The organism is Pseudaquabacterium terrae (genome assembly GCF_013266755.1).
Taxonomy (GTDB): Bacteria; Pseudomonadota; Gammaproteobacteria; order Burkholderiales; family Burkholderiaceae_C; genus Pseudaquabacterium; species Pseudaquabacterium terrae.
Genome location: NZ_JABRWJ010000001.1, coordinates 671,791 through 693,951 on the forward strand (window position 1 = coordinate 671,791; position 22,161 = coordinate 693,951).

17 protein-coding genes are annotated in these 22,161 nt (G+C 70.6%); 7 read left to right on the forward strand and 10 right to left on the reverse strand.

Annotation, left to right across the window (positions count from 1 at the left end):
* The first annotated feature begins 7 nt into the window (after window positions 1–7).
* From ahcY to HLB44_RS03060, 4 genes are all read left to right on the forward strand, one after another.
* The gene (ahcY, locus tag HLB44_RS03045) at window positions 8–1,444 is read left to right on the forward strand and encodes an adenosylhomocysteinase (RefSeq protein ID WP_173120460.1); all 1,437 of its coding nucleotides are present in this window, start codon (window positions 8–10) and stop codon (window positions 1,442–1,444) included.
* 5 nt (window positions 1,445–1,449) lie between these two features.
* Window positions 1,450–2,295, forward strand: a complete 846-nt coding sequence (gene metF, locus HLB44_RS03050) for a methylenetetrahydrofolate reductase [NAD(P)H] (RefSeq protein WP_173120462.1) — start codon at window positions 1,450–1,452, stop codon at window positions 2,293–2,295.
* A 67-nt stretch (window positions 2,296–2,362) separates the two neighbouring features.
* Complete coding sequence (locus tag HLB44_RS03055; RefSeq protein ID WP_173120464.1) at window positions 2,363–5,449, forward strand: VIT domain-containing protein; 3,087 nt, start codon at window positions 2,363–2,365, stop codon at window positions 5,447–5,449.
* Window positions 5,450–5,458: 9 nt separating this feature from the next.
* Window positions 5,459–6,688: a type II toxin-antitoxin system HipA family toxin gene (locus tag HLB44_RS03060; protein WP_173120466.1), complete on the forward strand. Its 1,230-nt coding sequence runs from the start codon at window positions 5,459–5,461 to the stop codon at window positions 6,686–6,688.
* A 2-nt stretch (window positions 6,689–6,690) separates the two neighbouring features.
* Here HLB44_RS03060 and ggt read toward each other — a convergent pair whose 3' ends face one another.
* The gene (ggt, locus tag HLB44_RS03065; protein ID WP_173120468.1) at window positions 6,691–8,508 is read right to left on the reverse strand and encodes a gamma-glutamyltransferase; all 1,818 of its coding nucleotides are present in this window, start codon (window positions 8,506–8,508) and stop codon (window positions 6,691–6,693) included.
* An 89-nt stretch (window positions 8,509–8,597) separates the two neighbouring features.
* Here ggt and HLB44_RS03070 point away from each other — a divergent pair, with 89 nt between their 5' ends.
* Both HLB44_RS03070 and HLB44_RS03075 read left to right on the forward strand, forming a co-directional pair.
* Window positions 8,598–9,503, forward strand: a complete 906-nt coding sequence (locus tag HLB44_RS03070) for a LysR family transcriptional regulator (protein WP_173120470.1) — start codon at window positions 8,598–8,600, stop codon at window positions 9,501–9,503.
* Window positions 9,500–10,420: a LysR family transcriptional regulator gene (locus HLB44_RS03075; RefSeq protein ID WP_173120472.1), complete on the forward strand. Its 921-nt coding sequence runs from the start codon at window positions 9,500–9,502 to the stop codon at window positions 10,418–10,420. The genes HLB44_RS03070 and HLB44_RS03075 overlap by 4 nt, the downstream gene beginning before the upstream one ends.
* Here HLB44_RS03075 and HLB44_RS03080 read toward each other — a convergent pair.
* The 9 genes from HLB44_RS03080 to HLB44_RS03120 form a co-directional block, all read right to left on the reverse strand.
* A complete protein-coding gene (locus tag HLB44_RS03080) occupies window positions 10,377–10,616 on the reverse strand; it encodes a hypothetical protein (protein ID WP_173120474.1) in 240 nt (79 codons plus the stop codon). The two genes, HLB44_RS03075 and HLB44_RS03080, sit on opposite strands and share 44 nt — an antisense overlap.
* A 117-nt stretch (window positions 10,617–10,733) precedes the next feature.
* The gene (locus HLB44_RS03085) at window positions 10,734–11,426 is read right to left on the reverse strand and encodes a helix-turn-helix transcriptional regulator (RefSeq protein ID WP_173120475.1); all 693 of its coding nucleotides are present in this window, start codon (window positions 11,424–11,426) and stop codon (window positions 10,734–10,736) included.
* A 172-nt stretch (window positions 11,427–11,598) separates the two neighbouring features.
* Window positions 11,599–13,467 (reverse strand): DUF885 domain-containing protein, encoded by a 1,869-nt coding sequence (locus HLB44_RS03090; protein WP_173120477.1) that lies wholly within the window; start codon window positions 13,465–13,467, stop codon window positions 11,599–11,601.
* A gap of 31 nt (window positions 13,468–13,498) precedes the next feature.
* The gene (locus tag HLB44_RS03095) at window positions 13,499–15,097 is read right to left on the reverse strand and encodes a flavin monoamine oxidase family protein (RefSeq protein ID WP_173120480.1); all 1,599 of its coding nucleotides are present in this window, start codon (window positions 15,095–15,097) and stop codon (window positions 13,499–13,501) included.
* Between the two features lie 15 nt (window positions 15,098–15,112).
* Window positions 15,113–16,546 (reverse strand): gamma-aminobutyraldehyde dehydrogenase, encoded by a 1,434-nt coding sequence (locus tag HLB44_RS03100; protein ID WP_173120482.1) that lies wholly within the window; start codon window positions 16,544–16,546, stop codon window positions 15,113–15,115.
* 97 nt (window positions 16,547–16,643) lie between these two features.
* Window positions 16,644–17,444, reverse strand: a complete 801-nt coding sequence (locus HLB44_RS03105) for an ABC transporter permease (protein WP_173120484.1) — start codon at window positions 17,442–17,444, stop codon at window positions 16,644–16,646.
* Window positions 17,434–18,378 (reverse strand): ABC transporter permease subunit, encoded by a 945-nt coding sequence (locus HLB44_RS03110; RefSeq protein WP_173120486.1) that lies wholly within the window; start codon window positions 18,376–18,378, stop codon window positions 17,434–17,436. Before HLB44_RS03110 ends, HLB44_RS03105 begins: the two co-directional genes overlap by 11 nt.
* On the reverse strand, window positions 18,375–19,454 hold the full coding sequence (locus HLB44_RS03115; protein WP_343051211.1) for an ABC transporter ATP-binding protein: 1,080 nt from the start codon (window positions 19,452–19,454) through the stop codon (window positions 18,375–18,377). Before HLB44_RS03115 ends, HLB44_RS03110 begins: the two co-directional genes overlap by 4 nt.
* Window positions 19,455–19,461: 7 nt before the next feature.
* Window positions 19,462–20,628: an ABC transporter substrate-binding protein gene (locus tag HLB44_RS03120; RefSeq protein ID WP_173120488.1), complete on the reverse strand. Its 1,167-nt coding sequence runs from the start codon at window positions 20,626–20,628 to the stop codon at window positions 19,462–19,464.
* Between the two features lie 184 nt (window positions 20,629–20,812).
* Between HLB44_RS03120 and HLB44_RS03125 the strand changes: the two genes are divergently transcribed.
* A complete protein-coding gene (locus HLB44_RS03125) occupies window positions 20,813–22,117 on the forward strand; it encodes a malonyl-CoA decarboxylase (protein ID WP_173120491.1) in 1,305 nt (434 codons plus the stop codon).
* Window positions 22,118–22,161: the final 44 nt, after the last annotated feature.

A 22,161-nucleotide genomic window follows, 5' to 3' on the forward strand; every position in this document is an offset into this window, starting at 1 on the left:
CACGCCCATGAATGCCGCCGTCTTGAAGCCGTTGCACACCGACCAGTACGCCGTCGCCGACCTGTCGCTCGCCGACTGGGGCCGCAAGGAAATCAACATCGCCGAGAGCGAGATGCCCGCACTGATGGCCATCCGCTCGGAATACGCCGCCGCGCAGCCGTTGAAGGGCGCGCGCATCACCGGCAGCCTGCACATGACGATCCAGACCGCCGTGCTGGTCGAGACGCTGCAGGCGCTCGGCGCCGAGGTGCGCTGGGCCTCGTGCAACATCTTCTCGACGCAGGACCATGCTGCCGCAGCGCTGGTGCAGCGCGGCACGCCCGTCTTCGCGTACAAGGGCGAGAGCCTGAAGGACTACTGGGACTACACGCACCGCATCTTCGAGTTCGGCGCCAAGGGTGCTGATGGCGAAGGCCCGAACATGATCCTCGACGACGGCGGCGACGCCACGCTGCTGATGCACCTGGGCCAGCGCGCCGAGAAGGACGCCTCGCTGCTGGCCAACCCGGGCAGCGAGGAAGAGCGCGAGCTGTTCGCCGCGATCAAGGCCAAGCTGGCGGTCGACGGCAGCTGGTACACGCGCAAGAGCGCGCAGATCATCGGCGTGACCGAAGAGACGACCACCGGCGTGCACCGCCTGCAGGAGATGTCGGCCAAGGGGACGCTGAAGTTCCGCGCCATCAACGTCAACGACTCGGTCACCAAGAGCAAGTTCGACAACCTCTACGGCTGCCGCGAATCGCTGGTCGACGGCATCAAGCGCGCGACCGACGTGATGATCGCCGGCAAGATCGCTGTCGTCGCCGGTTATGGCGATGTCGGCAAGGGCTCGGCGCAGGCGCTGCGCTCGCTGTCGGCGCAGGTGTGGGTGACCGAGATCGACCCGATCAACGCGCTGCAGGCGGCGATGGAGGGCTTTCGCGTCGTGACGATGGACTACGCCGCCGCCAAGGCCGACATCTTCGTCACGGCCACCGGCAACAAGCGCGTGATCACGCACGACCACATGTTGGCGATGAAGCACAACGCGATCGTCTGCAACATCGGCCACTTCGACAACGAGATCGACATCGCGTCGGTCGAGCAGTACACCTGGGAAGAGATCAAGCCGCAGGTCGACCACATCATCTTCCCGGATGGAAAGCGCGTGATCATGCTGGCCAAGGGCCGGCTGGTGAACCTGGGCTGTGCCACGGGCCATCCGAGTTATGTGATGTCGTCGAGCTTCGCCAACCAGACCATCGCGCAGATCGAGCTCTTCACGCACAGCGACTACTACGAGCAGGGCAAGGTCTACGTGCTGCCGAAGCACCTCGACGAGAAGGTCGCCCGGCTGCAGCTGAAGACGCTGAACGCGCAGCTGACCGAGCTGAGCGACGAGCAGGCCGACTACATCGGCGTGCCCAAGCAGGGTCCGTACAAGCAAGACAGCTACCGGTACTGATGGCCATGGGCAAATCCAACGACTTGCCCGTCAGCATCGAGTTCTTTCCTCCGAACACCCCCGTCGGCAGCGAGAAGCTGAAGACGGTGGTGCAGGAGCTCTCGGTGCTGAAGCCGGAGTTCTTCAGCGTCACCTACGGCGCCGGCGGCTCGACGCGCGAGAAGACGCTGTCGGCGGTGCGTGACATCGCGGCGGCCGGCTTCGAGGCCGCGCCGCACCTGTCCTGCGTCGGCTCGACGCGCGAAGGCATCGCCGAGATCCTGGCCACCTACCGCGCGCAGGGCATCCGGCGCCTGGTGGCGCTGCGCGGCGACCTGCCCAGCGGCACGGCCGTTGCCGGCGAGTTCCGCTACGCCGCCGAGCTGATCCGCTTCATCCGCGAGTCGCAGGGCTCGGACTGGCTGATCGAGGTCGCGGCGTACCCGGAGTACCACCCGGAGCAGCGCTACGCGCGGCGCGACCTGCAGCACTTTGCCGACAAGGTGCGCGCGGGAGCGAACTCGGCGATCACGCAGTTCTTCTTCAACCCGGACGCGTACTTCCACTTCGTCGACGAAGTGCGGGCGCTCGGTGTCACGGTGCCGATCGTTCCCGGCATCATGCCGTTCCACAACTACGCGAAGGTCGCGCAGTTCGCGGCGCGTGACGGCATCGAGATCCCGCGTTGGGTGGCTCTGAAGATGGAAGGCTTCATGGACGACGCCGCATCGATCCGCGCCTTCGGGCTCGACGTCGTGACGCGGCTGTGCGAGCGGCTGATCGCGGGCGGCGCGCCGGGCATCCACTTCTATGCGCTGAACCAGTCGGGGCTGACGCTGGAGATCGGCAAGCGGCTGGGCTGCGGCGGCTGACGCCGGCCGTTAACCCCGCCGGGCCGGTTCGGCCGTGCAAGGTGTCATCCCCATCCAGGAGACACCGATGTCCGACCACCGACCTGTCGCGCGCCGCCTGCACGGCTTCATCGGCAGCGCCGCGCTCGCGGCGCTGCTGAACGCCTGGGCGCCGCTGTGCGCGGCCCTCACGCCCGCGCCGGCCGCCCCGTCGATCGCGCCGCTGATCGCGCCCCCGATCGCCCCGCCGCCCGCACTGCCGCGCCTGCTCGCGCCGCAGGCCGGGCAGCCGATCGAGCTGCGCCACTACCGGCAGGAAGTCGATGTGGTCGGCCGCAGCGTGCTGACGCGGCTGACGCTGCAGTTCCACAACCCGAATCCGCGCGTGCTCGAAGGCGAGCTGCAGTTCCCGCTGCCCGAGGGCACGATGATCAGCGGCTTCGCGCTCGACATCGACGGCCAGTTGCGCCGCGCGGTGCCGGTCGAGAAGGCCAAGGGGCTGCAGGTGTTCGAGGACACGATCCGCGGGCGCGTCGATCCGGCGCTGCTCGAGGCCACCGCCGGCAACCAGTACAAGCTGCGGATCTACCCGCTGCCGCCGAACGGCGCGCGCACCGTCGTGCTCGACCTGGTGCAGGCCCTGCCGGCCGCGGCCGCCGGTGCGGCGCGCGAGCTGCGGCTGCCATTCGGCTTCGACGGCAGCGCGACGCGGGCCGAGCTGTCGCTGCGGCTGGCGGGCGTGGCGCGCGCCACGTTCAAGGGCAGCGCGCGCGGGCTGCCGGCCGATGCGCTGCAGACCATCGGCCATGCCGGCGGCACCGATCTGCGCATCGCACCGCGCCGGCTGCAGCAGCCGGCCGAGCTCGTGCTGCGCTTCGGCGCGCCGGCCACGGCGCCGGCGCAGGCTGCAGCCTTCGACGGCCAGCAGTTCGTCTATGCCGAGCTGCCGGTGCCGGCTTTGAGCACGCCGCGCGCGGCGCCGCAGCGCGTGGCATTGGTCTGGGACGCCTCGGGCTCCGGGGCCCAGCGCCGGCGTGCTGCCGAGTGGGCACTGCTGGACGCGCTGTTTGCGCGTTGGCAGAACGTGCAGGTGCGTCTCTACGTGCTGCGCGACCGGCTCGAAGCGCCGCGCGAGGTCACGGTGCGCGGCGGCGACTGGCAGGCGCTGCGGGCGCAGCTCGAAGCCGAGCCCTTCGACGGCGCGACGCAGCTGGGCGCGCTGAACCTGCCGGCGGACGCCGCCGACCTGGCGCTGGTCTTCAGCGACGGGCAATCGACCTTCGGCGCGCGCCAGGCACCGGTCTTCGGCATGCCGGCCTTCGTGCTGCAGTCGTCGATCGGCAGCCAGTCGGCGAGCCTGAAGCCGGCCGTCGAGGCGCAGGGCGGCGCGGTGGTGGACCTGCTGACGCTGTCGGCCGCGCAAGCCGCGCAGCGCATCAACACCGAACGGCCGCGATTGATCGAGCTGCGCAGCGCCGACGGTGAGCAGTGGGTCGCCGCGTCGCGCTTTGCCGAGCACGGCCACATCGCCGTCGCCGGCATCGCTCGCGCGCCGCAAGGCGTGCTCGAAGCGCAGTTCCAGCTGCCCGGCGGCCGCCGCAGCGTGCAGCGCCTGCGCTGGCAGGCCGCCGCGTCCGAAGCAGGCGGCAACGACGACGCGCCGCCGCTGGCCGCGCTGCGCTGGGCCACGCTGAAGCTCGCCACGCTGGCCGCGCAGCCGGATGTGCACCGGCGCGAGATCCAGCGCCTCGGCCAGCGTTTCGGCCTGGCGACTGCCGAGACCTCACTGATCGTGCTCGACACGCTGGCCGACTATGTGCGCCACGCCATCGAGCCGCCGGCCGGCCCGCTGCGCGTGGCCTACCACGCGCAGCGCGCCCCCGTGATCGCCGCCGAACAACGCCAGCAGCGCGACCAGATCGAGCAGCTGGTGCGCCGCTACCGTGAACGCCAGGCCTGGTGGGCGACCGACTTCCCGAAGGACGCGCCGGCCATCGCCCGCAAGCGCGAAGAGCCGGCCACCGGTGCGATCGCGCTGCAGGAACGTGCCGAAACGCGGCGCGACCTGGCCACCACCGGGCCGACGAACGCGGCCAAGAGCGCGGAAGCACCGCGGCCGAGCGTCGCGCCGCCGCCGATGATGGCCGCGGCGCCGGCGGCACCGCAGCGCCGGGCGCCGGCAGAAGCCGAGGCAGCCGCCAGCGACGACAAGCGCCAGCCGGGCAGCCCGGCGGAAGTGTCGGCCGCGATCGCGCTGACCAAGTGGCAGCCCGACACGCCGACCGCCCGCCGCTTGCGCGCGGCCGCGCCCAAAGCACGCTATGCGATCTACCTCGACGAGCGCCCCCAACACCTGAAGAGCACGGCCTTCTTCCTCGACGCCGCGGACCTGTTCTTCGCTCAAGGCGATGCGGTGCTGGGCCTGCGCGTGCTGTCGAACCTGGCCGAGATGGAGCTCGAGAACCGCGCGCTGCTGCGCATCCTGGGCTACCGGCTGCTGCAGGCGCAGCGCGCCGACCTGGCCGTGCCGGTGTTCGAGCGCGTGCTGGCGATCGCGCCCCACGAGCCGCAGTCCAGTCGCGACCTCGGCCTGGCGCACGCCGACGCGCAGCAATGGCAGGCCGCGGCCGACCAGCTCTGGCATGCCGCGACGCAGCGCGGCAACACCGCCGGCCGCTTCCCGGACATCGACCTGACGTCGCTGGCCGAGCTCAACGCGCTGCTGGCCAAGGCGAAGCGCCTCGGCCAGCCGGTCGACACCGGCGCGATGGACGCGCGGCTGCTGGTCAACCTGCCGCTCGGCCTGCGCGTCGTGCTCGGCTGGGATGCCGACAACACCGACATCGATCTGCACGTCATCGACCCGAACGGTGAGGAAGCCTTCTACGGCCGCCCGCGCACGCGCCAGGGTGGCCGCATGTCGGCCGACTTCACGGGCGGCTACGGGCCGGAGGAGTTCGCGCTGCGCGCACCGAAGCCGGGGATGTACACCGTGCGCGCCCGCTTCTACGGCCACCGCCAGCAGGTGCTGTCCCCGGCAACGACGCTGATGCTGCGCCTGGTCACCGGCTTCGGCACGGCCGCCGAGCACGAGCAGCGGGTGATGCTGCGGCTGTCGGGCAGCGGCGAGGATGTGCGGGTCGGTGAATTTCGGGTCGGGGCGCTGCCGGAGTGATGATGCGGCATGGCTTCTCCGCACATCGGCGACACGCTGGACCTCTGGTGGCTGGTTGATCCGGCTCGGCCACGCCGGGTCGGATCGCTGCGCCAGCAGCGCCGCCCGGGTCAGCCCGGCGGCGTGGCGCTCGAGTACGCCGCCAGCTGGCTCGCCGACGGCCTGGCCCTCAGCGACGACCTGCCGCTGCGGCCGGGCGAGTTCCTGCCCACCGATGCCGATGGCGCCGCCGGCGCGGTCGACGATGCGCGGCCCGAGCGCTGGGGCGAGCGGATCATCCGGCTGATCGACCGGCCAGCGCGGCTGTCGACCTTGGACACGCTGTACTTCGCCGGCGACGCACGCTTCGGCGCGCTCGGCGTCTCGGTCTCATCCAGCGCGTACCGGCCGCGCCTGCACGGGCCGATGCCGGGGCTGGCGGACCTGCCGGCGATGCTGGCAATGGTGCGCCGGATCGAGGACGGCGAGCCGGTGGACGCGCCGCTGCACCGCCTGCTGACGCCGGGCGCCGGGCTCGGCGGCACGCGGCCGAAAGCGCTGCTCCACATCGACGGCGCCAGTTGGATCGTGAAATTCGCCGAGGCCGGCGATCCGCTCGACAGTCCGCTGATCGAGCACGCGACGATGACGCTCGCCAGTCGCGCGGGGATCGAGGCTTGCGAAACTCGTGCCCTCCGCGTGGCCGATGGCCATGCGCTGGCCATCCGGCGCTTCGATCGCGACGGCCCGCGGCGGCGGCATGCCTTGTCGGCCCACGTCGCGCTGCGCGCGGCCGGCGAACCCTGCGGCTATCCCGAGCTGGCGCTGCTGCTGCGCCGCCGCGGCGATGCCGACGCCGTCGAGGCGCAAGGTGAGCAGCTCTTCCGGCGCATGATCTTCAACATCCTGGTCGACAACACGGACGACCACGAGAAGAACCATGTGCTGCTGGCAGGCGAACAACAGCACTATCGGCTTGCCCCGGCCTTCGACGTGCTGCCGGCCGCACAGGGCCTGGGTTACCAGCAGCTGCGCGTCGGCCGCGACGGCGCCGAATCGACGCTGGACAACGCGCTCAGCGAACACCGCGCGTTCATGCTGACCGCCGCGCGCGCCAAGGCGGTCTGCGCCGAAGTCGCCGAGGTCGTCGGCGGCTGGCGCACGCACTTCTTGGCCGCCGGCGTCTCACCGGGCGACATCGGCTGGCTCGAACAGACGATCGACCGGCCGTTCCTGCGGACTCAGCGCCTCAAGCGCTGACCTCACTCGCCCGCGACGATCCCCTCGCGCCGCGGATCGGCGCCACCGAACAAGCCCGCCGGCACGCGCTGGATCGCCTGCAGCCCGCTGGTCATCGCGGTCTCGCGCACCTCGTGGCCGCGGGCCTTCAGCGCCTCGACCGTCGCCGCGGGGAAGCGTTTTTCTTCCAGCAGCGTCGGCCCGTTGGTCGAGCCGAAGTTCGGCAGGCTGATCGCCTGCTGCGCGTTCAGGCCCCAGGCCAGCGTGCCGAGCAGCGTCTTCGCGGTGTAGTGGATGATCAGTGCGCCGCCGGGCGAGCCCGCGCTCATCAGCAGCTGGCCGCTCGCCTTGTCGAAGACCAGCGTCGGGCTCATGCTCGAGCGCGGCCGCTTGCCGGGCTGCACGCGATTGGCGATCGGCTTTCCTTGCGCATCCGCCGGCGCAAAGGAGAAATCGGTCAGCTCGTTGTTCAGCAGGAAGCCGCGCACCATCTGGCGCGAACCGAACTGGTCCTCGATGGTCGTCGTCATCGCGACCGCCCGGCCATCGCCGTCGACGATCGAGATGTGCGAGGTGCCATATTCGACCTGCTCGGGCATCGCGGCGTGGGCCATCCGCGCGCCGCCCGGCGTGCCCGGCTGCGCAACCTTCATCGACTGCCCGCCGATCAGCGCGGCGCGCTGCTTCAGGTACTCCGGCGCGATCAGGCTGCGCCAGTCGCCAGCCGGCGCGGCGACGAAGTCGGGGTCGCCCAGGTACATCGCGCGGTCGGCGAAGGCCAGGCGCGCGGCCTCGGTGTAGCGGTGCAGCAGGTCGGCGCTCGGCAGGCCGCCTTCGAGCGGCGCGCCCTGTGCCGGCGCATGCTCGAGCATGCCGAGCATCTGCGCGATCGCGATGTGGCCGGACGACGGCGGCGGGAAGCCGCACAGGCGCCAGCGCTGCCAATCGCTGCACAGCGCCTCGCGCTTCTTCGGCTGGTAACCCTGCAGGTCGGCTTCGCTGAGCGTGCCGGGGTTGGTTACGTGGCCACGTACTTTGGCGACCATGTCGCGGGCGACGTCGCCGCGGTAGAACGCATCCGGACCCTGAGACGCGACGGCGCGCAGCACCGCGGCGAGCGGCGGGTTCTTCAGCAGCGTGCCGACCGGATGCGGCTCGCCGTCGGCCTGGTAGAAGTAGGCGGCGGCGGTCGGATCGAGCTTCAGGAACTTCTCGCCCTTGAGCAGCGTGTGCAGCCGCGGGCTGACCTTGAAGCCCTGCTCGGCAAGCGTGATCGCCGGCTGGAACAGCTCGCCCCAAGGCAGCTTGCCATGCTGCTGATGCGCCATCTGCAGCACGCGCAAGGTGCCCGGCGTGCCGACCGAGCGGCCGCCGACGACGCCTTCGTGGAAGCTCATCGGCTTGCCGTCGGCCTTCAGGAACAGATTCTCGTCAGCCGCTGCGGGCGCGGTCTCGCGGCCATCGAAGGCCTCGACGGCCTGGCCGTTCCAGTGCAGCACGAAGGCACCGCCGCCGATGCCGCTGGACTGCGGCTCGACCAGGGTCAGCACCAGTTGCACGGCGATCGCCGCGTCGATCGCCGAGCCGCCGGCCTTCAGCACCTGGACGCCGGCATCGGTGGCCAGCGGATTGGCCGCGGCGACCGCGAAGCGCTTCGTCGACCAGCCCGGCTTCTCGGCATAGCCGCTGGCCGCTTCCGGCGCGATGTACTTCTCGACGCGCGCGGTCTCGTCGGCGGGCGGCTGGTAGCGGAAGCCGGCCGGCGCGCTGGCGCAGGCGGCGAGCAGTGCGGCGAGCGCGGTGGGCAGCAGGCGCACGATCAGGCGGGTGTCGGTGGGCATCGGCAGGTGAGTGCGGTGGAGGGCTTGGCGGCGCACTCTAGGGGCGCCGGCCGCCGATCACAATCGCGTGACCGCCAAAAGACTCTTCGATGGAATTTGACAATCTCGACGACCTGCGCGTGCTGCTGGCCACGGCCGACACCGGCAGCCTGACGGCCGCGGGCCGGCGCTGCGGGCTCAGCACCGCGGCGGTCTCGGCGGCGATGAAGCGGCTGGAGACTGCTCTCGGCGCCCGCCTCTTCGACCGCACGACCCGCTCGATCAGGCCGACCGCCGAGGGCGAGGTGATGGTCGACCACGCACGGCGCGCGCTCGACCTGATCGCCGAAGGCCAGGCCAAGCTGCGTGGCGAGCGCGGCGAGCTGGCCGGCACGATCCACGTCACCGCGTCGAGCGCGATGGCGCAGCGCCTGCTCGCCGGCTGGCTCGGTGAATTCGCCGCGCTGCACCCGCGGCTGGAGATCGACCTGCAGGTCAGCGATTCGTGGCTCGACCTGGTGAAGGACGGCGTCGACCTGGCGCTGCGCAACGGCCCGCTGCCCGATTCGAGCTTCGCCGCGCGGCTGCTGGCGCCGGCGCATCGCCAGGCCTTCGCGAGCCCGGAGTTCCTCGAGCGGCACGGCACGCCGGCGCAGCCGGCCGACCTCAGCGCGCTGGACTGCATCATCGGCCGGCTGCGCGGGCGGCGCCTCGATCGCTGGCGCTTCACGCCCCGAGACGGTGACCACGAGGCCTTCGACGTGCCGGTGCACGGCCGCCTGGCCTGCGACAACGCGGCGGTGGCGCTGCAGTGGGCGCGCCAGGGCCGCGGCGTCGTCTACCTGTCGGAGGTCGACCTGCACGAGCCGGTGCAGCGCGGCGAGATGCAGCGGCTGTTCGCCGACTTCGACGGCGAGCCGGCGCCCTTGTATGCCGTGCTGCCGAGCCATCGCTTCACGCCGCATCGGGTGAAGGTGCTGGTCGATGCGCTGGCGGCCTGGTTCGCTTCACGATGAATCAGCGCCACGTCACGCTGCGGCAGTTCCGCTACTTCGTCGCGGTGGCCGAGACGGGATCGGTCGCCGCGGCATCGCGCATGCTGGCGATCGCGCAGAGCGCGCTGACCAAGAGCCTGGGCGAGCTGGAGAGCGAGCTCGGCAGCGCGCTCTTCGTTCGCAGTTCGAGAGGCATGACGCTGACGCCGCAGGGCCACCGCTTCCTGGGCAGTGCGCGCAAGGTGATCGGCGCCGTCGCCGACGCGGTGCGGCTGCATGCCGAGGAAACCAGCGCCGGCGTGACCGGGACGCTCTCGATCGGCGTTACCAGCCTGGTCGCCGGCTATTACCTGAGTGAGCTGCTGAGCCGCTTCCGGCGCCTGTGCCCCGGCGTGCAGGTGCTGGTCACCGAGGAGACGCCGCCCTTCCTCGAGCACCTGCTGATCAACGGCGAGGTCGACGTCGCGATCATGGTCTGCAGCGCGCTCGGCGAACCGCAGGCGCTGCTGGTCGAGGTGCTGACGCGCAGCGCGAACCGCGTCTGGCTGCCGTCGAACCACGTGCTGGCCGAGCAGGAGGAGCTGACACTGGCCGACTGCGCGACGCAGGACCAGGTGGTGCTCGAAGCCGATCGCATCGATGAGCTGATGGCCCGCGTCTGGGCGCGCCACTATCTGAAGCCGCACGTGCTGCTGCGCACCAGCTCGCTCGAGGCGGTGCGTTCGCTGGTCGGCGCCGGCGCCGGCATCGCCGTGCTGCCGGACTTCCTGTACCGGCCGTGGACGCTGGACGCCGAGCATGTCGAGGCACGCGCGCTGCGCGACGAGGTGCCGACCGTCGATGTCGGCCTGGTCTGGCGCCGCGGCTCGGGGCTGAAGCCCGCGGCGCAGGAATTCATCGACCTGGCCCGCGAGCAGTCGCGCAGCCGGCGGGCGTGAGCGTGGACTCCGCCGGCAGCCGCGGCGCGGCCGAGCCGTTCGTCAGCAGCCACAGCACGGCATCGCGGTTCAGGGGCACGCCCCGCCGCCACGACGATTCGGTCAGCGTCGTCGCGGCCTCGTCGATCGAGATCACGCTCTCGTCGCACGGCAGGGGGTCGGCAGCATTCAGCAGATCGGCGATTCGGTGGTTCATGGCGAGCGGCGGATGGTGTTGGTCAGGCGAGCCATGGTCGCGCGCGGCGCGGCCCGGGTCATCCTAGAAACGCACTACGGCCCAGTGCGCAATTCACTCTGCAAGCGCGGCGCCCGCTCAGGCCGGCGTTGCGCCCACCGGCAGCACGCTGACCAGCGGCGGCAGCGCCGCGATGCAACGCACCAGGTCGCGCAGGCTGGCCACGCCGGTCTTCGCGCGCACGCTCGACAGCTGCGTGCGCACCGTCGACAGCGCGACACCCTGGATCTGCGCGATCTGCTGCGGTGAGCGCCCTTCGCAGACCAGCGCCAGCACGCGCGATTCGGTCAAGGTCAGGTCGTGCGCACGGCCGAAGCACTGGATCGACAGCTGCGAACAGACGGCGCGGCGCTCCAGCACCAGCAGTGCGGCGTCGCGCCGCGCGAGCCGCACCGGCACGACTGCGACCGTCATGCGCTGGCGCGCGCTGCCGACCGCGAGCAGGCGCCGAATCTGGCGCGTCACGGCCGCCTCCACCGCCTGCGCGAGCGCTGCGGCATCAGCGGGCGCGCGCGCCGCCAGGCAGTTGCCGAGCAGTTGCAACGCATGGCTGCCGTGGCGCAACTCGCCATGCGCCGAGGCATTGATATGCAGCACCCGCATCGACGCGCCGAGCACCACCAGCCCGTAGTCGATCTGGTCCAGCACTGGCGCCAGCCACTCCTGGATCACGGGTGCCTGGGTCCCCGCAGCGGCATCGCTGTCGAAGACGGCCGGTATCGACGGGTGCCCGGGCATGGACGCTGCCGGCACTGCACATAAGGTAGACATGTTCACTCCCTGTCGTTGATGGCGTGGCGCGACGCGACAGCGCTCGGTGGGCCGCGGGCCCTCAGGCGTTGACGGATCAGGCCTGCATCGTGCAGTTCTTCACGCTCGGGGTCAGGCCAGCAACGCACCGTGCTGGAGTGAACAATTCACTGGCGCGCGGCGGCGCAGGAATTCATCGACCGGGCCCGCGCGCAGTCGCGGAGCCGCCGCGCCTGACCGTCTGGCCGGCGAGTGCGGTGCGCCCTGCGGCGCGCTGTTCACCGGCAATCCACTCCTCGATGCGGCTTTGCAGCAGCGTCAGCGGCAGCGCGCCGTCGTCCAGCAGCGCGTTGTGGAAGCGGCGCAGATCGAAGCGCGCGCCCAGCGCGGCCTCGGCCTGCGCGCGCAGCGCCTTGATCTTCAGCTCGCCGAGCTTGTAGCCCAGCGCCTGGCCCGGCTGCAGCAGGTAGCGGTCGACCTCGCTGGCCACGTAATCCACGTGATAGCCGGTATGGTCGACGAGGTAGCGGATCGCCTGCGCACGCGTCCAGCCGAAGGCATGCAGCCCGGTGTCGACCACCAGCCGGCAGGCGCGCAGCATCTCCGAGGCATAGGCGCCCAGCCGTGAATGCGGATCCTGGTAGAGGCCCAGCGCCGGGCCGAGGCTCTCGGCGTACAGCGCCCAGCCTTCGCCATAGGCCACGTACCAGCCGTTGCGCCGGAACGCCGGCAGGCCGCGGATCTCCTGCGCCCGCGCGATCTGCAGGTGGTGGCCTGGCACGGCCTCGTGCAGCAGCGTGTTCTCGAGGTCGAAGCTCGGCCGCGTCGCCAGGCTGGTGACGTTGGCCTCGAAGAAGCCGGCGCGGCTGCCGTCGAGCGCGCCGGGCGTGTAGTGCTCGGCCGCATCGCCGGCGTTGGCTTCCATGCCCCGGATGCCGTAGGGCAGCCGCGGCAGCTCGGCGAAGAGCTTCGGCAGCTCGGCATCGACGCGCTTGGCGATGTCGCGGTAGGCCTTCAGCATCTCGTCGCCACGGCTGAAGCGAAAACGCGGGTCGGCGCGCAGCGCGGCGATGAAGTCCGCGCGCGGGCCGCTGCCGCCGAGGCGCCGGATCAGCGCGTCCATCTCGGCGGCGATGCGCGCCACTTCGGTCAGGCCGGTCTCGTGCACCTGGCGAGCGCTCTGCGTCGTCGTCGTGTGCTGGCGCACCGCCAGCTCGTAGTAGGCCATGCCGCCGGGCAGCTGCGATGCCGCGAGCGTCGCGCGGCAGGCCGGCAGGTACTCGGCTTCGAGAAAGCGCCGCAGCGCGACGAAAGCCGGCCGCACGCGCTGGCCGAGCACGCTGCGGGCAGCGGCTTCGAGGCGGGCGCGCTCGGGCGCCGCGATGGCAGGCGGGAAGGACTTGAACGGCGCGTACAGCGGGTTCGCGTCGATGTCAGGGCCGGTGAACGGATCGAACTGCGCCGGCACCGCGGCCATCGCCTCGGCGGCCGGCAGCCAGCCGCTGCGCATGCCTGCGCGCAACATGGCGATCTGCTCGTCGAGCGCGCCCGGCACCTGCGCCAGCCGCTTCAGGTAGTGCTCGTAGTCGCGCGCGTCGCGAAACGGGCTCGCCTTCGCCAGCGCCGGCAGCTCGTGCTGCGGACCGTGCTGCGGGCCGACGACCTGCCAGCCGCCGAGCCCGGCGAAGGGCAGCGCGCCGTACAGCGCATCGATCTGCGCGTCGAGCTGCAGCTGCTCGATCATCAGTGCACGCGAGATGCGGTCCTGCGTGTTGAGCCGGCGCGCATCGAAGCGCTGCAGCGCCGCCAGCACCGCCGCGGCCTGTGCCTTGCGCCGCGCCACCGCCGCCGGCGTGCGCTCGGTCAGCCGATCGTTGTAGCGCGTGTCGCCGACGAAGGTCGCGCTCTCGGGATCGTCCTGCAGCTGCCACTGGTGCGTGCGCTCGAACAGCGCGGCAAGCGCACGGTCGGGCGGCGGCTCGGCGGCGGTGAGCGGCGTGGCGGCTGCCAACAGCCACGCCACGGCGATGGCCGCCTTCGCCAGCAGCCTGGTGATCGACATGATCGGGTCCCTTCTTTCGAAGGGCGACAGGCTAACGCAGCGCGCGCCAGGCCTGGTCTGCGGCGCGCGCGCCGGACAGCAGCGCGCCTTCCATGAAGCCCTGGTAGCTGTAGAACGAATCGGTGTGCTCGCCGGCGAACCACAGGCCGGCGGCTGCCGGCTTCGCGTAGTGGCCTTCGATCGTCGTGAAGTAGCCCGGCTGGTTGTTGCTGTAGGCGCCCCGGTACAGCGGATTGCGCGACCAGTTCTCGAGGTGCGCAACGATGCGGCCGGCGCCGTCGCGGCGTGCGAAGCCGGTGCAGCCGGGCCACACCACCTCCAGGTCGGCGAGAAAGCGCGTGGCTTCGGTCTGCAGCTTCGCCGGGTCGAGGCGCGCGCCGCGCTCGCCGCCGGAATAGTCGGTGATCACGCCGCGCTGGCCGGCGATGGCGGTCGACGGCGCGGTCTCCCAGGTGTTCTGGTGATTCGGCAGATCGCTGTAGCTGCCGCCGTTGCAATGCAGCCGCTCGAACCACGGCCGGCCGGTGAAGCCGATCATCATCTTGCTGTTGGTGCCGTAGTCCAGGCCGTCGATCGCGGTGCGGCTGTGCGCGGCCAACCCGACGCTCGTTTCGAACGTTATCAGGCGCATCATCGGCGCCGGCAGGGCGAGGATCGCCGCGGCGTGCACGCGTTCGACGGTCTTGCCGCCCTGGCTGAAGGCGAGCTTCAGCCGCCCGTCCGCCAGGCGGCTCACGCGCAGCAGCTGGTGGCCGAAAACCACCGGCCGCGGCAGGTCGCCGGCGAGCCCGGTGGCGATGGCATCGTTGCCTTCGACGATGTGGAAGCGTTCGTCGCTGAAGTTGCCGAACGGCGTGAAGTGCCCGCGCTTGTTGGCCTGCGCGAAGAACAGCAGCGCGAGGCTGCTCTGGGCGTCGATCTCGCGGCCGAACTCGATCGTGTACGCGGTGTCCATCACGCGCCGCAGCAGCGGCCCGGCGCCGCGCGAATCGAGGTAGGCCGACAGCGGCAGCCGGTCGAGCTCGATGTCATGGGCGTTGTGGCTGTCCGCGGTCGGCCCGCCGGACAGGCGCCGCAGGTCGGCGTGCATCGCCGCGCTGAAGGCACGGTACTCGGCGACCACCTCGGCCTCGCTCCAGTGCCGGCCCATGAAGTGGAAGAACTCCTCACCCGGCTGCTTCTCGTGGTTCTCCAGCGTCAGCCCGTAGGCGTTGGCGAGGCCTCGGACGGTGCTGTGCGTGGTATCGATCAGCTCGGCGCCGCGCTCGACGACCTGGCCCGGGAAGACATCGCGCAGCGACCAGACGCGGCCGCCGACGCGGCTGCCCGCTTCGTAGACCTGCGCGCCGATGCCTTTGGATGCCAGCACGCTGGCGGCGTAGAGGCCCGCGAAGCCGGCACCGACGATCGCGACATCGCCCGCCGCCGGGGCCGCGCGCACACGCGGCGCGGCCGCCCCCAGCGCCACCAGCGCCGCACCGCCCGCCGCGCCCTGCAGCAGCCGCCGCCGTTGCGCGGCCTGCTCACGCAGCCGTTCGACGGCCTCGCGCTCGGACTGCCCGGTGCGATCGCACCAGGCCGCGGTGGCGGCACAACGGGCCAGGAAGCGAAAGGCGGCACTGCGGCTCATCGTGAATCCTCCGGTTCAGAGCTTGACCATCACGTGGCGCGCGACGGTGTAGTCCTCGAGAGCGTACATGCTCATGTCCTTGCCGTAACCACTTGACTTCATGCCGCCGTGCGGCATCTCGTTGACCAGCATGAAGTGGGTGTTGATCCAGGTGCAGCCGTATTGCAGCGAGCGCGCGACGCGCATCGCGCGGCCGACGTCCTGCGTCCACACGGACGACGCGAGGCCGTAGTCGCTGTCGTTGGCCCAGGCCACCGCCTGGTCGGGATCGGTGAAGCGGGTGACGCTGACGACCGGGCCGAAGACCTCGCGCTTGACGATCTCGTCGTCCTGGCGCGCGCCGGCGATCACCGTCGGCTCGTAGAAGAAGCCGCTGCCGCCGCGCAGCTTGCCGCCGGTGGTGATCTCCATGTGGCCGGTCATCTGCGCACGCTCAACGAAGCTGGCAACGCGGGCGCGCTGGCGGTCGCTGATCAGCGGGCCGACTTCGGACTCCGGATCGTCCTGCGCGCCGACCTTGATCGCCTTCACTGCGCTCGACAAGTCGGCGACCAGCTTGTCGTGCACCTTGGCGCCGGCGTAGACGCGGCAGGCCGCCGTGCAGTCCTGGCCGGCGTTGTAGTAGCCGAAGACCTTGAGGCCGTCGACGACGGCGGCGAGGTCGGCGTCGTCGAAGACGATCACCGGGGCCTTGCCGCCCAACTCCAGGTGCGTGCGCTTCAGGCTCGTGCTCGCGGCCTGCAGGATCTTGCGGCCGGTGGCCACGTCGCCCGTCAGGCTCACCATTGCTACCTTGGGATGCTCGACCAAAGGCTGGCCAACCGATGCGCCGCGCCCGGTGATGACGTTCAGCACCCCCTTCGGGAAAATCTCGGCGGCGATCTGCGCCAGCAGCAGCGCGGTCAGCGGCGTCTGCTCGCTGGGCTTGAGCACGACGGTGTTGCCGGCGGCCAGGGCCGGCGCGATCTTCCACGCGGCCATCATCATCGGATAGTTCCACGGCGCGATCGAGCCGACCACGCCGAGCGGGTCGCGCCGGATCATGCTGGTGTGGCCGGCCAGGTATTCGTTGGCCACCGTGCCGCCGATGCAGCGCGCGGCACCGGCGAAGTAGCGGTAGCAGTCGACGATCGCCGGGATCTCGTCGCCGAGCGCGCGCGCATAGGGCTTGCCGCAATTCAGGCTCTCCAGGCGCGCAAAGTCCTCGGCCCGGGTCTCGATCGCATCAGCAAGCTTCAGCAGCAGGCGCGAGCGCTCCATCGGGGTCGTGTCGCGCCAGGCGTCGAAGGCGCGGTGCGCCGCCGAGACGGCCTTGTGCACCTGTTCCACCGAGGCCTCCGGCACCGCGACGATCAGCTCGCCGGTGGCCGGGTTCAGCACACGCTCGGCCTCGCCCTCGCCTTGCACGAAGGCGCCGTCGATCAGCAGTTGGGTGGGCAGGATGTTCATGTCGGGTCTCCGGGCTCAACGAAGGGAATCCCAGCGAACACCGCGGAACCGGCTCTGCCGGGCCGCTGGTGTTGCCCCCTTGAGGGGGAGGCGGCCGCTAGGACGACTCGGGGGTGGGTCTTGTTAACCAGTAGGCGGCGAGGATCGGAAAGAAGGTCAGCGCGATGATCACCACCGCGACGACGTTGGTCACCGGCCGCTGGCGCGGGCGGATCAGCTCCTGCAGCATCCAGATCGGCAGCGTGGTCTGCTGGCCGGCGGTGAAGGTGGTGACGATGACCTCGTCGAAGCTCAGCGCGAACGCCAGCAGCGCGCCGGCCAGCAGCGCCGAGCCGAGCTGCGGCAGCACGACGTGGCGCAGCGTCTGGAAGCCGTCGGCGCCCAGGTCCATCGACGCTTCGATCAGGTTCGGGTTCAGCCGCCGCAGCCGCGCGACCGCGTTGTTGTAGATCACGACGACGCAGAAGGTCGCGTGGCCGACGACGATGGTCCAGAACGAGAACGGGATCTGCAGCGTGCCGTAGGCCGATCGCAAGGCGATGCCGGTGATGATGCCGGGCAGCGCGATCGGCAGCACCAGCAGCAGCGAGATCGCGTCGCGGCCGAAGAAGTTCGCGCGCGCCAGCGCCGCCGCGGCCAGCGTGCCGAGCACCAGCGCCAGCGCGGTCGACCAGGCGGCGACCTCGAAGCTGAGCCGGATCGCCGCCCACACGTCCTCGCGCGCCCAGGCCACCGCGAACCACTGCGTCGTCAGCTCGGGCGGCGGGAAGACGTAGCTCTTGTCCTCGGCGCTGAAGGCATACAGGATGATCAGCACCAGCGGCACGTGCAGGAACGCGATCACGCCCCAAGCAGACAGCTTCAGGGCCAGCGGTGCCTTCGAGGGATCAGAGCGCATCGAAAGCCCCCAGCCGGCGTGCGAACCACAAATACACGCCGATGACGACGATCGGCACCAGCGAGAAGGCCGCGGCGAACGGCACGTTGCCCGCGGTGCCCTGCTGCAGGTAGACGACCTGGCCGATGTACATCGTCGAGTCGCCGATCACCTGCGGCACGATGTAGTCGCCCAAGGTCAGCGAGAAGGTGAAGATCGAGCCGGCGGCAATACCCGGCAAAGCGAGCGGCAGGATGACGCGCCGCAGCGTGATGCCGGGCGCGGCGCCGAGGTCGCCCGAGGCCTCGATCAGCGAGCCGGGAATGCGCTCGATCGAGGCCTGGATCGGCAGCACCATGAAGGGCAGCCACATGTAGACGAAGACGATGAAGGTGCCGAGCGTCGAGAAGCTCAAGGATTGCCCGCCGATGCCGGGCAGCCCGAGCAGCGCCTCGAGCACCCAGGTGAGGTGCAGCTGCGCCGCCAGCCACGACACCGCGCCCTCCTTCGCCAGCAGCAGCTTCCAGGCATACAGCCGTACCAGGTAGCTCGACCACAGCGGCAGCATCACCGCGAGGTACAGCGCCGCCTTGGTCGCGCCGCGCGCGTGGCGGGCCATGTAGTACGCGAGTGGGAAGGCCAGCACGATGCTGGCGAGCGTTACCGCGCTGGCCATCACCACCGTGCGCAAGGCGACGTCGAGGTTCGCGCCTTCGAGCAGCTCGGCGAAGTTCTTCAGCGTGAGCTCGCGCACCACCTGGCCGGTGAAGTCGTCGAGGCTGAAGAAGGCATTGGCCAGCAGCGTCAGCAGCGCGCCGACATAGATCACGCCGAACCACAGCAGCGGTGGCGCGAGCAGGGCCAGCAGCAGCAGGCCGGGGCGGGTGTAGAGCGTGTCCGAGATGCGCCGGCGCAGCGAGGGCGCGGGCGTCGGCAGCGCCAGCGCGAGGTTCACGCCGCGGCCCCGAGCGGCGCCGGTGCGGCAACGGCGGCCGCAGTCGCCGCGGCCGCCGGCTCGTCGCTCAGCGCGTGCACCGCGCTCGCATCCCAGTGCAGATGCACCGTCGCACCGACCTCGGGCACGGCGGCGCCCGGCGGCAGGTCGGCCTGCAGGCCGACGCCGGCCGCATTCACCCGCACGCGCGTGAAGGCGCCGAAGTACTGCACCTCGCTGACCGTGCCGCCGGCGCGCGCACCGGCCGCGCCGCCGAGGCGGATGCGCTCGGGCCGCAGCATCACGCTGACGTGGCCGGTCAGCCGCCGCGCGGCGTCATCGTCGAGCACGTTGGCCGCACCGACGAAACGCGCGACGAAGCGCGTGGCCGGCCGGTCGTAGATGACCTGCGGCGTGCCGACCTGCTCCAACCGGCCGCGGTGGAACACGCCGATGCGGTCGCTCATCGACAGCGCCTCGTGCTGGTCGTGCGTGACGAAGACGAAGGTGATGCCGAGCTGCCGCTGCAGCGCCTTCAGCTCGCTTTGCATCTGCTCGCGCAGCTTCAGGTCGAGCGCGCCCAGCGGCTCGTCGAGCAGCAGCAGCTGCGGCCGGTTGATCAGCGCGCGCGCCAGCGCGACACGTTGGCGCTGCCCGCCCGACAGCTGCGCCGGCCGGCGCTCGCCGACACCGTCGAGCTGCACCAGCGCGAGCATGTCGTTCGCCTGCCGGCGCCGCGCCGCCTTGCCGACACCGCGCACCATCAGGCCGTAGGCGACGTTGTCGGCAATCGACATGTGCGGGAACAGCGCGTAGTCCTGGAACACGGTGTTGACCGGCCGCGCGTACGGCGGGCGCAGCGTGACGTCTTCACCGCCGATCAGCAGTCGGCCGGCGCTCGGCAGCGTGAAGCCGCCGATCATCCGCAGCACCGTCGTCTTGCCCGAGCCCGAGGGCCCGAGCAGCGTGAAGAACTCGCCCGGCGCGATGGCCAGATCGACGCCGTCGACCGCGCGCACCGCGCGCTCGCCGGTGCCGAACACGCAGTGCACACCCTCCAGCTGAACCGCGGCAGGCACGCTCACTTTGCGCGTCACCAGATCATCAGCGGCCACCCAGTACCGCGATGTAGTCCGACACCCACTTGTGGTACGGCACGCACTGGTTGTTCTGCGATGCGCACTGCGCCACCGGCGTGCGCCAGAACGAGATCTTGTCGAAGGACTCGTAGCCCTGGCGCTTGCAGCCCTCGTCGCCGAGCAGTGCATTGCCCTTGCACGCCGCCGGCACCGCGGGCACCGAGCCGAACCAGGCCGACAGGTCCCCCTGCAGCTTCGGATTCAGCGAATGCTCCATCCACAGGTAGGCGCAGTTCGGATGCTTGGCATCCGCATGCATCATCGTCGAGTCGGCCCAGCCGGTGGCGCCTTCGGTCGGCACGACGGTGGCGATCGGCCGCTTCTTCGAGCCCAGGATGTTGGCCTGGAACTGCCAGCTCGACGACGCGACGACGCCCTCGTTGGTGAAGTCGTCGATCTGCACGAAGGCGTCGTGCCAGTACTTGCCGACGATCTTGCGCTGCCCGCGCAGCAGCTCCAGCGCGGCCTTGTACTGCGCCTCGGTCAGCTCGTACGGATCCTTGATGCCCAGCTCGGGCTTCTTCGCCTTCAGGTACAGCGCCGCATCGGCGATGTAGATCGGCCCGTCGAAGGCCTGCACGCGGCCCTTGTTGCTCTTGCCGTCGGGCAGGTTCTGCTCCTCGAAGACGACGCTCCACGAGGTCGGCGCCTTGTCCTTGAAGACCGTCGTGTTGTACATCAGCACGTTCCAGCCCCACTGGTAGGGCACGCCGTAGTGCGTATTGCCCTCGAAGTGCCAGGGCGCCTTCTGCAGCCGCGCATCGACGTTCTTGTAGCTCGGGATCAGCGCGGTGTTGATCGGCTGCACCTTCTTGCCGCGGATGAGCCGGGTCGATGCGTCGCCCGACGCGGTGACGAGGTCGAAGCCGCCTTCGTTCATCAGCGCGACCATCTCGTCGGAGGTGCCGGCGGTCTTGACGTTGACCTTGCAGCCGGTCTTCTGCTCGAAGCCGGTGACCCAGTCGAACTGCTTGTCGGTCTGGCCGCGCTCGATGTAGCCGGGCCAGGCGACGATGTCGACCTGGCCTTCGCCCTTGCCGAGCTTCTGCAGCATGCCTTTTTGGGCCAGCGCGTGGCTGGTGAAGGCAAGCAGGGCCGCGGTGGCGGCGAGCGTGGGGAGATGTCGGTGCATGTGCGTCCTCCAGCGTTTTGGCGCGAGGGCGGATCTTCCGGCGCGCGGCCAGCGCGGTGAAATTCAATCGAACGCCCGCGGGCTCACTCTTTTGGAGATACCTGGGGTAAGCACGGAGGGTTGCGGGGCTGATGGCTCAACTCGCAGGCGGTGAAAGTGCAGCGGAAGAAGGGGAAACTTCGCCATGCTTGATCGACTTCGTAGCGCCGCCCGTCGCGTGCAGGGCGACCGTGCGGTGCGCGCGCTGCTCGGCGACTGCCGGCGCCTGCTGTCCGCGCGCGGCGAGGCCAACAGCCCGGCGATCGCCGCCGACATCGTCGGCCAGATCGACCGCCTGGGCGACGATCAACGGCTGAGCTTCTTCGAGCACCTGGCGCAGGACTTCGGACCCGACGTGCAGCAGGTGCTGGACGCCGCGCAGGCCTATGCGCAGGCCCCCACCGATCCGCAGCGGCTGCTGGCGCTGACGCAGGCCGCCGAGCCGCCGCGCCAGGAGCTGTTCCGGCGCCTGAACCGCACGCCCGGCGGCACCGCGGCGATCGTGCGCCTGCGCCGCGCGCTGCTCGAACGGCTGCCGAAGCAGGCGCCGCTGGCGACGGTCGAGAACGACCTGCTGCACCTGCTGTCGAGCTGGTTCAACCCCGGCTTCCTGCAGATGCGCAAGGTCGACTGGAATTCGCCGGCGCAGCTGCTCGAACAGATCATCCGCCATGAGGCGGTGCACGAGGTCGACGGCTGGGACGACCTGCGCCGCCGGCTGCAGCCCGATCGGCGCTGCTTCGCCTTCTTCCACCCGCAGTTGCCGGACGAGCCGCTGATCTTCGTCGAGGTGGCGCTGGTGCCGGAGATGGCGGCGCAGATCGCGCCGCTGATCGACAAGAAGTCGCAGCCGCTCGATCCGGCGCAGTTCAAGGTCGCCGTGTTCTATTCGATCAGCAACTGCCAGCCGGGGCTGCGCGGCGTCTCGCTGGGCAACTTCCTGATCAAGCGCGTTGCCGAACAGTTGAAGCGCGAGCTGCCGCAGCTGAAGACCTTCTGCACGCTGTCGCCGATTCCCGGGCTGATGGCCTGGCTGCACAAGGCCAAGGACACGTTCACGACGCTGCCGGCGGCCGCCGGCGAATCCGCGGCGCAGGCGCTCGCCGCGCTGCGCAAGGCGGCCGGCGACGAGCTCGCATCCCTCGGCACCGGCGCCGGGCTGGGTGCCCTGCCCGAAGCCGGCCACGCAGCCTTGTCGACGCTGGCCGCGCTGTACCTGGTGCATGCCTCGCCGACGCCCAAGGGCGACCCGGTGGCGCGCTTCCACCTCGACAACGGCGCGCGGCTCGAACGGCTGAACCCGCGCGCGAACCTGTCGGCCAAGGGCTTGAAACAATCCGCCGGGCTGATGGTCAACTACCTCTACGACCTGCAGCGCATCGAGACCTGCCACGATCGCTTCGTGCACGGCCGGGTCGTGCATTCACGTGCCGTCGCGGCGCTGCTGTGACGCCAGCGAGACTCCTGACAACACACACACACAACCCGGAGACA